At 59.8% G+C, this 14,212-nt stretch carries 14 protein-coding genes; 8 read left to right on the top strand and 6 right to left on the bottom strand.

Going from position 1 to position 14,212, the window contains the following annotated elements; translation table 11 throughout:
• Positions 1–5 precede the first annotated feature (5 nt).
• Together amn and GYN01_RS06710 are read left to right on the top strand one after the other, a co-directional pair.
• Complete coding sequence (amn, locus tag GYN01_RS06715; protein WP_173426997.1) at positions 6–1,478, top strand: AMP nucleosidase; 1,473 nt, start codon at positions 6–8, stop codon at positions 1,476–1,478.
• A 175-nt stretch (positions 1,479–1,653) separates the two neighbouring features.
• Positions 1,654–2,220, top strand: a complete 567-nt coding sequence (locus tag GYN01_RS06710; protein WP_203306799.1) for a pseudouridine synthase — start codon at positions 1,654–1,656, stop codon at positions 2,218–2,220.
• Here GYN01_RS06710 and GYN01_RS06705 read toward each other — a convergent pair.
• Both GYN01_RS06705 and GYN01_RS06700 read right to left on the bottom strand, forming a co-directional pair.
• Positions 2,215–2,424 carry a DUF2788 domain-containing protein gene (locus tag GYN01_RS06705; RefSeq protein ID WP_003444116.1) on the bottom strand — a complete coding sequence of 70 codons (210 nt, stop codon included), beginning with the start codon at positions 2,422–2,424 and terminating at the stop codon, positions 2,215–2,217. The two genes, GYN01_RS06710 and GYN01_RS06705, sit on opposite strands and share 6 nt — an antisense overlap.
• A gap of 172 nt (positions 2,425–2,596) precedes the next feature.
• The gene (locus tag GYN01_RS06700) at positions 2,597–3,076 is read right to left on the bottom strand and encodes an Lrp/AsnC family transcriptional regulator (protein ID WP_048362399.1); all 480 of its coding nucleotides are present in this window, start codon (positions 3,074–3,076) and stop codon (positions 2,597–2,599) included.
• A gap of 413 nt (positions 3,077–3,489) precedes the next feature.
• On the opposite strand from GYN01_RS06700, the gene GYN01_RS06695 reads away from it, so the two are divergent.
• Positions 3,490–4,521, top strand: coding sequence for a DUF6515 family protein (locus GYN01_RS06695; protein WP_203306757.1), 1,032 nt, complete (start codon positions 3,490–3,492; stop codon positions 4,519–4,521).
• Here the strand turns inward: GYN01_RS06695 and GYN01_RS06690 are convergent.
• Both GYN01_RS06690 and GYN01_RS06685 read right to left on the bottom strand, forming a co-directional pair.
• Positions 4,518–5,411, bottom strand: a complete 894-nt coding sequence (locus GYN01_RS06690; RefSeq protein ID WP_048362401.1) for a cation diffusion facilitator family transporter — start codon at positions 5,409–5,411, stop codon at positions 4,518–4,520. The two genes, GYN01_RS06695 and GYN01_RS06690, sit on opposite strands and share 4 nt — an antisense overlap.
• A gap of 14 nt (positions 5,412–5,425) precedes the next feature.
• A complete protein-coding gene (locus GYN01_RS06685; RefSeq protein WP_048362402.1) occupies positions 5,426–5,845 on the bottom strand; it encodes a hypothetical protein in 420 nt (139 codons plus the stop codon).
• 102 nt (positions 5,846–5,947) lie between these two features.
• On the opposite strand from GYN01_RS06685, the gene hrpB reads away from it, so the two are divergent.
• On the top strand, positions 5,948–8,491 hold the full coding sequence (hrpB, locus tag GYN01_RS06680) for an ATP-dependent helicase HrpB (RefSeq protein WP_203306756.1): 2,544 nt from the start codon (positions 5,948–5,950) through the stop codon (positions 8,489–8,491).
• A 105-nt stretch (positions 8,492–8,596) separates the two neighbouring features.
• Here the strand turns inward: hrpB and GYN01_RS06675 are convergent, their stop codons facing one another.
• Together GYN01_RS06675 and GYN01_RS06670 are read right to left on the bottom strand one after the other, a co-directional pair.
• On the bottom strand, positions 8,597–9,679 hold the full coding sequence (locus GYN01_RS06675) for an endonuclease/exonuclease/phosphatase family protein (protein WP_048401417.1): 1,083 nt from the start codon (positions 9,677–9,679) through the stop codon (positions 8,597–8,599).
• Between the two features lie 86 nt (positions 9,680–9,765).
• Positions 9,766–10,428 carry a YciC family protein gene (locus GYN01_RS06670; protein WP_048401416.1) on the bottom strand — a complete coding sequence of 221 codons (663 nt, stop codon included), beginning with the start codon at positions 10,426–10,428 and terminating at the stop codon, positions 9,766–9,768.
• 193 nt (positions 10,429–10,621) lie between these two features.
• On the opposite strand from GYN01_RS06670, the gene GYN01_RS06665 reads away from it, so the two are divergent.
• The 4 genes from GYN01_RS06665 (at position 10,622) to GYN01_RS06650 (ending at position 14,159) form a co-directional block, all read left to right on the top strand.
• Positions 10,622–11,098, top strand: a complete 477-nt coding sequence (locus GYN01_RS06665; protein WP_048362406.1) for an NYN domain-containing protein — start codon at positions 10,622–10,624, stop codon at positions 11,096–11,098.
• Between the two features lie 29 nt (positions 11,099–11,127).
• Positions 11,128–11,739 (top strand): 3'-5' exonuclease, encoded by a 612-nt coding sequence (locus GYN01_RS06660; protein WP_048362407.1) that lies wholly within the window; start codon positions 11,128–11,130, stop codon positions 11,737–11,739.
• 124 nt (positions 11,740–11,863) lie between these two features.
• The gene (gene yedA, locus GYN01_RS06655; protein ID WP_048362408.1) at positions 11,864–12,754 is read left to right on the top strand and encodes a drug/metabolite exporter YedA; all 891 of its coding nucleotides are present in this window, start codon (positions 11,864–11,866) and stop codon (positions 12,752–12,754) included.
• Between the two features lie 67 nt (positions 12,755–12,821).
• Positions 12,822–14,159, top strand: coding sequence for an RNA helicase RhlE1 (locus GYN01_RS06650; RefSeq protein ID WP_203306755.1), 1,338 nt, complete (start codon positions 12,822–12,824; stop codon positions 14,157–14,159).
• Positions 14,160–14,212: the final 53 nt, after the last annotated feature.

The raw sequence follows: 14,212 nt of genomic DNA, 5'->3' as shown, positions 1-14,212 counted from the left end.
AGAGGATGCTCATCGTGACCGAAGCTTTCATTGTCGTTTCAACCGCTGAAGAGGCCGTTGATCGCCTCGCCGCCCTGCACGAACGCGCAACCACGGCCTTGAGCCAGGCCCTCAAACGTTACCTCAAAGACCGCATCGAACCTTCGGCAGAGGAGCGTGCGCTGTTTCGCTACCCAGAGCTGCGCTTGACCAACACCATTGATGGTGAAATTCCGACCCTGACCCGCGCCTACGCCAAGGTTCAATTGCCCGGCACCTACAGCGTGACCGTGACCCATCCTGCGGCGTTTCGTAACTACCTGCTGGAGCAGTTGGTGCCGCTGATGCGTGACTTCACCGTTGAAGTCGAAGTGGGTCTCAGCCAGCAGAATATTCCTTACCCGTACGTGGTTGAGCAGGGCGACGAACTTGCTGGCTCCGGCGTGACGGCGGCGGCGCTGGCGCGGGTGTTCCCCAGCACCGACCTGTCGGCGGCCACCGACGGTATTGCCGACGGCCTCTACGACTGGGCCAACACCGACCCGCTGCCGCTGGCACTGTTTGACGCCGCGCGCGTGGACTTCTCACTGCGTCGTCTGGTGCATTACACCGGTAGCGACTGGCGTCATGTGCAACCGTGGATTCTGCTGACCAACTATCACCGGTATGTTGACCAGTTCATCCTCCACGGCCTGGAACAACTGCGTGATAACCCGCGTTTTATACGCATGGTGCTGCCCGGCAATGTGCTGATCGAAAAGAGTATGGACTACGGTGAAGCGCAGGCGATTGCGGCGGGCGTGGTGTGGCACCGCTATCAAATGCCGGCGTACCACTTGCAGGCTAACGATGGCCACGGCGTGACCTTGGTGAACATTGGCGTCGGTCCCTCCAATGCCAAAAACATCACCGACCACCTGGCGGTGCTGCGTCCGCACTGCTGGTTGATGATTGGTCACTGTGGCGGCCTGCGGCAGTCGCAAACCATTGGCGACTACGTATTGGCCCACGCCTATATGCGCCGTGACGGAATACTCGACCGGGTTGTACCCCCCAACATTCCGATCCCGGCCCTGGCCGAGGTGCAGCTGGCGCTTCAGGAAGCGGCAGCGCAAGTCACCGGTGAGCGTGGTGAGGAGCTGAAAAAACGCCTGCGCACCGGCACCGTCCTGACGTATGACGATCGCAACTGGGAATTGCGCTGGGCACAGGAGCGCCCGCTGATCAACCTGTCGCGCGCCGTGGCCGTGGACATGGAAAGCGGCACCATCGCCGCGCAGGGTTATCGCTTGCGGGTGCCGTACGGCACGTTGCTGTGTGTGTCTGATAAACCCCTGCACAGCGAAATCAAACTGCCAGGCTCGGCTAACGCGTTTTATGAGCGCGCGGTGAGTCAGCATTTGAAAATCGGTATCGCGGCCGTGGACTTGATGCGCAGCCAGCTCAACTCATTGCACTCGCGCAAACTGCGCAGCTTTGACGAACCGCCATTCCGTTGATGGGACGTGGCATTTAGCGATCAGGCAGTAGGGGCGCTTGCACTTAAATGGCAACAGCCCCTAGCATTGCCGCCCTTGATCGCTAGATGTCCGGTTTGCCATGTCCCGTCCTGTTCGTCCCGCCCCACGCCGTCCGGCGTCCAACCCCACCTCCACTCAAGCGGCCAGTCGGCGCGTGGCCAAAGCCCCACCGGCAGAGCCAAAGCTGTATCTGTTCAATAAACCGTTTGATGTGCTGACCCAGTTCAGCGATGAAGGCGGGCGGGCGACGCTCAAGGACTTCATTCCGATTCCTGGTATTTACCCGGCCGGGCGCTTGGATCGCGACAGTGAAGGGTTGTTGCTATTGACCAACGATGGCCAGTTGCAGGCGCGAATTGCAGACCCCAAGCACAAGTTGCCCAAAACTTATTGGGTGCAAGTGGAAGGTGAGCCGACTGAGGCGCAATTGCAGCAATTGCGCAAGGGCGTGGAACTCAACGATGGCAAGACCCTGCCGGCCGAGGCGCGCGCCCTTGACGAGCCGCATTTGTGGCCGCGTACCCCGCCGGTGCGTTTTCGCAAAAGCATACCCACGGCCTGGCTGGAACTGGTGATTCGCGAAGGGCGAAACCGTCAGGTCAGACGCATGACCGCTGCCGTGGGGTTGCCGACCTTGCGTCTGGTGCGAGTACGCATCGGTGACTGGAGCATTGAAGGGCTGGAACAGGGGCACTACAGGGAAGTGCCGGCGCGGTTATAGCGCGCCCGACTCTATCAGGCCGATGACCACGCTTTTGATAATGAAAGCGGCCACGCCCAGGCCCAGCACAAAAAACAGAATGAACGAGCCGAAACGTCCGGCCTTGGACTTCTTCGCCAGATCCCAGACGATAAAAGCCATGAAAATGATCAGGATGCTGACCAGGATCGTCATCATCCACTCTTCAAGTAAGGCAGGATCCATCGGTGTTCTCCAGCGTGATCGGGGATTAAAAACCGGGGGAGTATACGCCAGAGCGTGCGCGTGGTTGTTGATTTGGGTGGTGTACACCCACAGCGTACTCATGGCCGAAGGCAGCGAAGGGTTGCACCGCAACCCGTTTTCTTGAGTTCACCACAGCCCCTTCGCAGCCTGCTTATGTCCGCAGATGAGTCAGCGGCAACTCAGTGCTGTTGAGCACCTGATTAAGCACGAAGCTGGAACGCACGCTGGTCACCCCGTCAATACGGGTCAAATGGCCCAATAACAATTGTTGATAGTGGTCCATGTCCGGCACCACTACTTTCAATTGGTAATCGGCGTCCACCCCCGTCACCAGGCTGCACTCCAGCACTTGCGGCAGGCTGCGAATGGCCGCTTCGAAGTTCTCAAAGCGCTCAGGCGTGTGACGGTCCATGCCGATCAATACGTAGGCGGTGAGGGTTAATCCCAGTTTTTTACGGTCCAGCAGTGCCACTTGGCGCGAAATGTAGCCGTCGTCTTCAAGCTGTTTGACGCGCCTTGAGCAGGGCGAAGGCGACAAGCCAATGCGTTCGGCCAGCTCCTGATTGGAGATGCGTGCATCACGCTGCAATTCCGCCAAAATACTCAAGTCGTATCGGTCGAGTTTGCTCACGAAGTAACCCTTTGTAATAACTATTGCGTGAAAGTATCCACCTTAAGGCAAAAATTGCGCAAGTACTGTTTTATTGAGCAATCTTCGCAATCGCCTGCCGCACGCAAACGCCTATTCTTACTCCCAGAATCACTGCCCGGACATAGAGTCCACTGCGGCCCGCCGAATCAGGCCAGCCGCGACCGCCAACCCCACAGGGTTGCCCCGGTCCCCGGGCTACGCACTGTCCAGAAGACGGCGCGAGGTGAGCCAACACCACACGTGTTGAGCCAGGACGAAAAATTCTAAGGGCGGCCGACGGGTCGCCCTTTTTTATTGGCCGAAAATAAGCACCGTAACTGCTAACCTGCCGCCGAACCGGTTCTCGGATTTCCAGTCTTATATGTACGCCCCAACCCGCAGTGAGGAACATCATGAAATCGCGTCTTTGGCGTTTGGCTGCCGTTAGCGTGCTCAGTGTAAGTATCAGCGGTCAGTTATTGGCCGATGAACGAGGTGATGGTAACCCTCAGCAAGGTCGCCCCAATGGTGGTGAACATCGGCCGCAAGGGCAGGGCGCGAATAATCAACCGCGCCCGGACAATCAGGGTCATCAAGCCCGGCCTCCGTCATTTGAGGGCCAGGGTCGGCCGCAAGGCGGGCAATGGCAAGCCCGCCCTCAGGGCGAGGGCAACCTTCAAAATCGTCCGGCGCAACCGGCTAATCACCTGAGCATCCAGCCACGTCCCGATTCGGTGCAGCAAACTCAGCCGCCACGCCGTGGTTACTATCAGGATATTCCCCGACGTCCCGGCGACTATTCGCACTGGCAAGGCAATTCCAGGCCCGACTATGGCCGCAATCCCGGTTTTAATAATGGCCGCCCCTATGACAATCGCTGGCAAGGTCGCCCGAGCGGGCAGGGCAATGGCTGGGGGCCGGGTCCGCAATACCGGCCCGGTTATGTGGTTGACCGGTTTCCCGGTCAGCATTGGCAAGTGCCCTATCGCGGGCAGAACTACTTCTTTTCCGGTGGTTATTGGTATCGCCCGCAAGGTCCGCGTTACGTCGTGGTGCAGCCACCCTACGGGATTCGCGTAGGTTACTTGCCCGATTACGCGCGGGAAGTGTGGATCGGCAGTTCGTTGATGTTCCTGGCAGCGGGTGCGTACTACGCCTATCAGCCCGCTACGCAGGACTACATCGTGGTCCAGCCACCGGCGCCTGTTCCCGTGGCTGCGCCGCAACCGGTGAGCAACGGCTATGACGTCGTGGCCTACCCGGCGAATGGTCAGACGCCTGCGCAGATTAATCAGGACCGCTACGATTGCTATCGCTGGGCCATCGAGCAAAGCGGTTTTGACCCTGCTAAAGCCACCTACGCGCCGTCGCCTGCCGTGGTGCAAACCTACCGGCAAGCGCAGGGCAACTGCCTCAGCAGCCGGGGTTATCAGGTCACCTATTAATAAGCCTTGGGTTTGACCACTTCCTGGGGGTCGGCGTGCACCAGCACTTCGGCGCGCGGGTAGGCTTTTTCAATCGCCTCGGCGGCTCGGTCGCTGAGGGCGTGGGCGACTGACAGCGTCAGTTCGCCGGGCAACTCCAAGTGCAATTGCACATACCAGATGTTGCCCGAAATGCGTGTACGCAAATCATGGGCGCCCAGTACGCCGGGTACGCTACAGGCCAATTCCAGCATGTGCTGACTGACCTCGGTGGGTAACTCTTCGTCCATCAACACCGAAAAGCCCTCACGGGCGATCTGGATCGCGCTCCACAGGATGTAACCCGCAATTCCCAAGCCAAACCAGGCATCCAGTTGCGGCCAGCCGAAGCTGGCCAGTACCAGCGCAACCAAAATGCTGCCATTGAGCAACAAATCGGAGCGGTAGTGCAGCGAGTCCGCCCGCACCGCGTTGGAGCCGGTGGCTTTGATCACGCGGTGTTGCAGCATCAGCAGGGCGACGGTCATCACCAGCGAGAACACAATCACGCCAATGCCGATCCACGGCGCACCGACCGGCTCGGGGTTTTTCAGGCGTTCAATGGCCTGGAATGCAATCAATACGGCACTCACGGCGATAAACAGCGCCTGCGCCATGCCTGCCAACGACTCCGCCTTGCCGTGCCCGTAACGATGATCGTCATCGGCAGGGCGCAAGGCGTAATGCACGGCCAGTAAGTTCAGAAACGAAGTCACACCATCGAGCAGCGAGTCGGTCAACCCGGCCAACATACTGATCGACCCGCTGAGCCACCAGGCGATGGCCTTGGTCACAATCAAAAGGCTTGCCACTGCCACCGATGCGCGGGTGGCCAGGCGTAACAGACGTGCGTGTTCCGGGCTGCTGCTCATGACACTTCCTTGTCTCAGGCGGCGGGTACAAGGCCGTACAACGCCAATTGCTGCACGCTGCCCTTGTGTTGGATCAGGCGCGGGTCGTTCAGCGGGAAACTGCCACCCAGTTCGCTTTCAAGAATCGCTTGCAGCTTGCTGTTATCTACCCTGCCGTTAGCACCGAGGGCTTCTTGCAATTTTTGTGGGTCGATGTGTGCGGTTTTACCAGGCGGGAAATAAATAGCACCGGTGGCGAAGTCGACACCAAACGCAATCAGCCCCGGAATCACATAAAACAGCAGCCCCACGGCATCCAGTACGGCAATCATCGGATCGATTTTGCCGTCGATCTGACCCCGGCGATCCGGGAAGAAAATACTGCCGCAGGCAGTCAGTTGGGTGAACAGGGCAGCAACCACAATGCCGCCAATGACGCGCGAAGACCTACGCATACCAAAACCTCATAAACGCTTGAAGGGCCAAACCAAACATTAAGACCGCGCTTAATGCCGAACTGTTCGCCGTTATACTCGCCGCACAGTTCTGGAGCCACCATGATTTCTTTGCCGATTGATGAAGTTTTACCTGCGCTGCGATGCGCCTTGGCTGAACGGCACGAAGCCGTGCTCGAAGCGCCGCCTGGCGCCGGTAAAACCACCCGTGTGCCGCTGGCCTTGCTCAATGAGCCGTGGCTTGCCGGACAGACCATTGTGATGCTCGAACCGCGGCGCCTGGCCGCCCGCGCGGCGGCGGAGCGGTTGGCCAGTGAGCTGGGAGAAAAAGTCGGAGAAACCGTCGGCTATCGGATCAGACTCGATAGCAAAATCGGACCCAACACGCGTATCGAAGTCGTCACCGAAGGCATCCTCACTCGGCGCCTGCAGCAAGACCCGGCGCTCGAAGGCGTAGGGCTGCTGATCTTCGATGAGTTCCATGAGCGCAGTCTGGACGCGGATCTGGCACTGGCATTGAGCCTCAATGGGCGTGAGTTGTTTCGCGACGAGCAGCCGCTGAAAATTTTGCTGATGTCCGCCACCCTTGAAGGTGAGCGTTTGGCCAGCGTGCTCGACGATGCCCCGGTGTTGCGCAGCGAAGGGCGCATGTACCCGGTGGCCATGCGTTGGGGGCGGCCGTTTGTCCCCGGTGAGTTTGTTGAACCACGGGTGGTGAACACCGTGCTGGAGGCGATCAACGATGAGACGGGCAGCGTGTTGGTATTCCTGCCCGGTCAGGCAGAAATCCGACGCGTTAATCAACAGTTGGCTGACGCGCTGGGCTCGCGCACAGACATCCTGTTGTGCCCGCTGCACGGCGAGCTGGAGTTGAGCGCACAACGGGCCGCCATCGAACCTGCGCCCAAGGGCCTGCGCAAAGTGGTGCTGGCCACCAACATTGCCGAAACCAGCCTGACCATTGATGGCGTGCGCGTGGTGATTGATGCCGGTCTGGCACGGGTGCCACGCTTTGATCCGGGCAGCGCCATGACGCGCCTCGACACCCAGCGCATCTCCCGGGCCAGCGCCACCCAGCGTGCAGGCCGCGCCGGGCGGCTGGAACCTGGCGTGTGTTATCGGCTGTGGTCAGAAGACCAGCACGCGCAACTGGCCGCCTATGGCAGCGCTGAAATCCTGCAAGCAGATCTGGCAGGGCTGGCGCTGCAATTAGCGCGTTGGGGGGTGACCCCGAACGAGCTGATCTGGCTTGATCCTCCGCCAGCGGCAAGTTATGCACAGGCCCAGCAGTTGCTGGAGCGTTTGGGTGCACTGCGCAAGCAAGTGGACGGCGGCTGGAAACTCACCGCGCATGGCGAAGCGATGGCTCAGTTGCCCGCACACCCTCGTATCGCGCACCTGTTGTTGCGCGGGCATGACGTGGGCCTGACTGAGATGGCCTGTGATGTCGCCGCGCTGTTGGGGGAGCGCGATATTGTGCGCGGCGCCGGGGCCGACGTTCACAGCCGCCTGGCGTTGTTATCGGGCGATACCCGTGCCGCGCGGGGCGGGCAGGGCGGCGTACAGCGCGCCAAACAACTGGCTCGCCAATACCGCTCTAACCTGCGGGGTAAGCCGACTCAAGCCGTCGCCGACCCTGATCACCCGCGTTGGCTGGGCGCCTTGCTGGCGCTGGCGTATCCGGATCGTATCGCGCAGCAGCGCAAGCCAGGTGGCGCCGAGTATCGCCTGGCGAACGGGCGGGCAGCGTTGTTCAGCGACGTGGATGCGCTGATGAAACATCCCTGGCTGGTGATCGCCGACTTGGGCAGCCGCCAGGGCCAGCGTGAAGAGCGCATTTATCTGGCGGCAGAGTTCGATCCCGGGTTGCTCGACGGGGTGTTGAGCGAGCAGGTCAGCGTGGTGGATCAACTGGATTGGGACGAGCGCGAAGGGGTGTTGCGTGCCGAGCGCCAGCGCAAAGTCGGCGAACTGGTGTTGAGCCGTGAACCGCTGACAGGTCTCGATGAAGGGGCCCGCACTCAGGCGCTGATCAATCTGGTGCGGCGCAAAGGCCTGGAACTGTTGCCGTGGACGCCTGAACTGCGTCAGTGGCAAGCGCGGGTGGCGTTACTGCGTCAGCTGGATCTTGACGCGCACGGCCAGAGCGAATGGCCGGATGTCACTGATGCAGCGTTACTCAATGGGCTTGAGCAATGGCTGGCGCCTTACTTGGGGCGGGTCTCGCGGCTCAGCCATTTTGCCAGCCTCGACCTGTCGAGCATTGTGCATAACTTATTGCCCTGGCCTTTGCCGCAGCGTCTGGAAGAGCTGGCGCCCCATCACATCAAAGTGCCGTCGGGTTCTTCGGTGCGTGTGGATTACAGTGAGCACCCGCCGATTTTGGCCGTTCGCCTGCAAGAGCTGTTCGGTTTGGCCGACACCCCGCGCATTGCGGGCGGCCGCCAAGTGGTCAAATTGCACCTGCTGTCGCCCGCGCGGCGCCCGGTGCAAGTGACGCAGGATCTGGCCAACTTTTGGCGCAGCACCTACGGCGAAGTGAAAAAAGACCTCAAAGGCCGTTACCCCAAACACTACTGGCCAGACGACCCGCTGGTGGCCGAAGCCACCGCACGGATCAAACCCCGAAAGCCTGCCTCTTCGTAGTCGCTGCCAAAGGCTGCGAAGGGTTGCGCAGCCACCCGTTTCATTAAACGCCCACGCACCCATGGCCCGTTTCGCAGCCTGCGGCAGCGACTCCTGCAAGGCGAGTCAATCCAGCGGCAATAAAAACCGGCCCACCACGGGTAAATGATCGGAAATGGTCAGGGTGTCTTCCTGACGTACATAGCCCTCGATACGTTTGAGCTTTGGGCTGTAAAACAAGTAGTCGAGGGTACGGTCGGGTTCTTCGACACGCGGGTCGTTGGGGAAGTGGGTGAGCCACAATTCGCGGTCGATGCCTGTGGCTTCAGGGTTGCTGGGGATCATTGGGTACTTCTCCCACAGCTGATGCAGCTCGCTGTCAGGCGAATAACCTGCTCGCTGCTCGGCGGGCAGGCGCAGATACTGGCCAATCGGCAACAGATTGAAATCGCCGCCGATCAGCCACGGGGTGCCGTAACTTTCAAATGTATTCAGCGCCGCCGCGGTGGCCTGCATTTGTTGGCGCAGGTTGCTGTTGTCCTGTGTGGGGCTATCAAGCTGAGTGTTGATGGCCACGAATTGCCCACCGTCATTGAGCGGCAGGTAACTGACCAGCAACGCAGGCTTGGGTGCAAACTGACGGCTGATCAGGTTGGCCTCGGCCACGGGCAGTTGCAGGCGCTCGGCGTGCTCGATCTGGAAGCGGCTGAGGGTCACCAAGGTGCGGCCCACACTGCCGAAAATGTGACGGTCGGGCACAAAGTCGGCCTGCCAGGTGACCGCCTGCGCGCTGCACGGGTAGAGGTCGACCAGCCGCTCTTGCAACAGCTTGAGCTGATCCTGATAGCCACTGGCCTTGGCGTTTTTATCGACTTCCTGCAACAGCACCAGGTCCGGTTGCTCGTCGCGAATCACCCGCGTCACCTGATCCAGGCTGAACGCCATGTCCTCTGCGGTCGGGCGTGTATCAGGCCCGCTGCCATCAGCCAGGTTGTACCAGAACACATAACGCTTGCCCGCCAGGTATTGCACGTTCCAGGTCATGACCTTGAGCGCCTGCCCCGGCACCAGCACAGGGGCGGTGGTAGGGCAACTGACGGTCAGCACTTCTTTGGCTTCAGGGCGCCACGTCAGGCTATAAATCAGGCTCGCCAACAGCGCGGCGGTCAGCAGCAAACCCAATACGGTGTTACGCAAAAGACGTGGCATGGCGTCGGCTTATAAAGTTTCAAGATTTAAGCGAGCATACGCGACCGCTGCCTGGCATCCCAATGGGTGATACGTAGGAAGGCGTTTTATCGGCTGTCAGACTCGTCGCTAATCAGCATGAATAAACGGAATAGAACTACAGACAAGAACAACTGCAAGAAGCTGTTGATACTTTCCAGCGCTAACGAAAGCAGGGGGTTTTCAGCTTTTGGGTACACCGAAAAGCTTAATTCCTTGAGCAGCATGAGCGGCCCCAGCACCGCCAAGATGCACACGAAAATACGCCAGAAGTGGCTCTTGCTCAGTCCAAAACTTGACTTCAGCGCGGCCAATGGCGCCTCGCCGCGCAGCACTAATCGGTACTCAGCAAATGCGAACACGACGGTCAGGTAAATACCCGGCACAAAGAACATCGACAGCCCGAGCACAATCAGCAGCGTGCTGATGGCGGCCAGCAGCGCAAATCGCGGCCACAGGTACAGGGCGCGGGCCAGCAGGTCACGGTTGCGCGGGCTTTCGCCCCGGCTGCGGGCGTCGAGAAACAGAATCAGAGCCGCGGTGTAAATCGGGTACACCAGCAACCCGACGATCAAACTGTAGCCGGGCGACGCATCCGGGCCCGTGGCATTGTTGACCAGTTGTTGCAGCACAGCCTCAAGAATCACCAATGGCAGGCACAGCGCCACAATCTGGCCCAGGTTGCGCTGGAAGAAGTACAGGGAGTCGCGAATAACAGTCAGCGGGTTCATGGTTCGGTATCAACAGTCAAAAGCGGTGCGCCACTTTAACCGATCAAACCCTGCATCAAGCAAATGTCCGTGTTGAACTGGGTGTGTGCTCGCGCGTTGGGCGGTTAATCCGCGCAAAGTCTCAGCAGGCTGGCATACTGCGGCCTTGTTTTCAGTTGCGTGCCCGCTTGATTGGGCGCCTTGAGGTCTCCCGGTGAAAAGAATTGCGGTCTTCGCGGATGTGCAGAACCTCTACTACACGGTTCGCCAGGCTTATGGCTGCCATTTTAATTACGCTGCGCTGTGGGCGGATATCAGCCAGCGCGGTGAGATTGTCGAGGCGTACGCGTATGCCATCGACCGGGGCGACAGCAAGCAACAGCAGTTTCAGCAGATCCTGCGCAACCTCGGTTTCACCGTAAAACTCAAGCCGTACATCCAGCGCAGTGATGGCTCGGCCAAGGGCGACTGGGACGTGGGCATCACCATCGACATTATGGACGCTGCCGCCAATGTGGACGAAGTGGTGCTGGCCTCGGGCGATGGCGACTTTGACCTGTTGCTCGAACGCATCGCCAGCAAGCACGGGGTACAAACCGTGGCTTACGGCGTGCCCGGCCTCACGGCCAACTCGTTGATTCGCGCGGCGACCCGTTATGTGCCGATTGAAGGCAGTCTGCTACTCAAGTAACGCTCACTTTTTTACAGGATTGACCTCGTTTGGAACGTATCGCCGTCATCGACTTTGAAACCACAGGCATCTCCCCGAGCAGCACCTGCCGGGCCACCGAAATCGCGGTGGTGATTCTGGAGCAAGGGCGCATCGTTGAACGCTATCAAAGCCTGATGAACGCGGGCGTACGCATACCGGGCTTTATCGAGCAGTTGACGGGTATCAGCAACGCCATGTTGCGCACCGCGCCCTCGGCAGAGCAGGTGATGAACGAGGTTAACGAGTTTGTCGGTATCACCCCTTTGCTCGCGCACAATGCAGCGTTTGACCAAAAGTTCTGGGATTTCGAGATGGGCCGCATCAAGCGCACCCGTTTGCAGAACTTCGCCTGTTCGCTGTTACTGGCGCGCCGTTTGATGCCCCAGGCACCTAACCACAAGCTGGGGACGCTCACCACATTTGCCGACTTGCCCCACACCGGTAAGGCTCACCGGGCGATGGCCGATGCCGAGATGGCAGCTAACCTGACCACACACTTGGCTCAGCAACTGCGCCAGCAGCACGGGTTGCGCGAGCTGAACCACGACCTGTTGCGCAGCTTGCAAAAAGTGCCTGCGGCCAAAATCAACGAGCACCTCAAGCGCTATCGCGGGTTTTAAACACCCTGCCTGCCTGTAAGAGCCGTCAAAGTGTACGGCCACTTTTGGTGCGTTCTGTTACTTCTGCTGATAGCGACTCTTGTCTACACTTACCGGTCCCCTGCCTCTGCCTTTGAGCTGAACCATGCCTGCCGCACGTCGTTTCCCGCTGCAACTGATCGGTGCTTTTTTTGCCTTGTACGTGATTTGGGGGTCGACCTACCTGGTGATCCGCATCGGTATTGAGTCGTGGCCGCCGCTGATGATGGCCGGGGTGCGCTTCCTCGTGGCGGGCAGTTTGATGTATGCCTTTATGCGCTGGCGCGGTTCACCTGCACCGACGTGGGTGCAATGGCGTTCGGCAGCAATGATCGGTTTTCTGCTGTTGGCGTGTGGCAATGGCGGCGTGACCCTGGCCGAGCATTCGGGCGTTGCCTCGGGGGTCGCGGCACTGGCCGTGGCCACGGTGCCGCTATTTACCTTGTTGTTCGGTTACTTCTGGGGCGCGCGTAACACGCGTCTGGAATGGGCGGGCATCCTGCTCGGTTTGATCGGCATCGGCATGCTCAACCTTGGCTCCAATCTGCAAGCCAGCCCCGTGGGCGCCGCGATGATCCTGTTTGCGGCGGCGGCCTGGGCTTTTGGTTCGGTGTGGAGCCGCCACCTGCCGTTGCCAGCAGGGCCGATGGCCAGTGCGGCCGAAATGCTCACCGCCGGGGTCGTGCTGTTGGTCGGTAGCCTGTTGAGCGGTGAGCGCATGACGCACATGCCCACCGCCGCGGGTTGGGGCGCCTTACTCTATCTGGTGTTCTTTGGCTCGATCATCGCCTTCAGCGCCTACATGTACTTGCTCAAAAACGTACGTCCGGCAGCGGCCACCAGTTATGCCTACGTCAACCCCGCCGTGGCGGTGATGCTGGGCATCGCGTTTGCGGGTGAGACCATTGGCGTGGAGGAGTGCCTGGCGATGGCGGTCATTATCAGCGCCGTGGTGTTGATCGGTTTGCCGCAGTGGCGTAAGCAGAAACCCGTCTGAATTAGGGTAAACTGCGCGCCATTGCAACCTATGCACCCACGCGCTGACCTTTTTCGACGGTATCCCCATGACATTCGCCACCCTTGGCCTGATCGAACCCTTGCTGCGCGCCCTAGAGACGCTCGGTTACCAGACGCCCACCCCGGTTCAGGCCCAAGCGATCCCCGCAGTGCTGGCGGGCCGCGACCTGATGGCCGCCGCCCAGACCGGCACCGGCAAAACCGGTGGCTTTGCTCTGCCGCTCCTGCAATTGCTGACAATGGAAGGCCCGAAAGTGGCCAGCAACTCTGTGCGCGCCCTGGTGCTGGTGCCCACCCGTGAGCTGGCTGAACAGGTTCACGAAAGCATTCGCCAGTACGCCGAACACCTGCCTTTGAGCACCTACGCGGTGTACGGCGGTGTGAGCATCAACCCGCAGATGATGAAAATGCGCAAAGGCGTCGATGTACTGGTCGCCACGCCGGGGCGTCTGCTCGACCTGTATCGTCAAAAGGCGATCAAGTTCAACCAGCTGCAAACCCTGATTCTCGATGAAGCCGATCGCATGCTCGATCTGGGTTTCAGCGAAGAGCTGCGTGACATCTATCGCGCGCTGCCTAAAAAGCGTCAAACCTTGCTGTTCTCGGCCACCTTCTCGGATGCCATTCGCACGCTGGGCGAGCAAATGCTCGACAACCCGCTGAGCATTGAAGTCAGCCCGCGCAACGTCGCGGCCAGCAGCGTTAAACAGTGGGTCATCCCGGTCGACAAAAAGCGCAAACCCGAGCTGTTTCTGCACTTGCTGCGTACCCAGCACTGGAAGCAGGTGCTGGTGTTCGCTAAAACCCGTAATGGCGTCGACGAGCTGGTGGGCAAATTACAGGGCTTGGGCATCAACGCTGACGGCATTCATGGCGACAAGCCACAAGCCACGCGTCAACGTGCGTTGGACCGTTTCAAGGCCAGCGACGTGCAGATTCTGGTGGCCACTGACGTCGCAGCCCGTGGTCTGGACATCGAAGACTTACCGTTAGTGGTTAACTTTGACCTGCCGATCGTGGCTGAAGACTACATCCACCGTATTGGCCGTACCGGCCGTGCCGGGCAAAAGGGTGAAGCGATTTCGCTGGTGTGTGCCGATGAAGTGAACATGCTCTCGGCCATCGAGATGTTGACCCGCCAAACGTTGCCACGCCACGAAGAGCAAGACTTCGAGCCAGAGCACCGTGTGCCTGAAACCGACGCCTCTGGCCAAGTGATCAAAAAACCGAAAAAGCCGAAAAAGCCGAAAACGTCGGGCGGTGGCGGCAAACGCAACTTGGGTAAGTGGGTCGACAGCGGCGAAGCGGCCCCGGCCGAACCTTCGGTGAAACCTGTGCGTAAAGTGCCCGTGTTCAACACTGGCCCGCGTAAGCGCAAACCTTAAGGTTTGAGCGAGTGTCGTAGCAACTTACGAAGGCTGCGTGCGGCGACGCAGCC

Origin of the sequence: Pseudomonas weihenstephanensis (assembly GCF_016812185.1) — a bacterium.
Classification (GTDB): domain Bacteria; phylum Pseudomonadota; class Gammaproteobacteria; order Pseudomonadales; family Pseudomonadaceae; genus Aquipseudomonas; species Aquipseudomonas weihenstephanensis.
The sequence above is the reverse complement of the archived record's forward strand: the minus strand, read 5'-3'. Positions and strand labels throughout refer to the sequence as shown.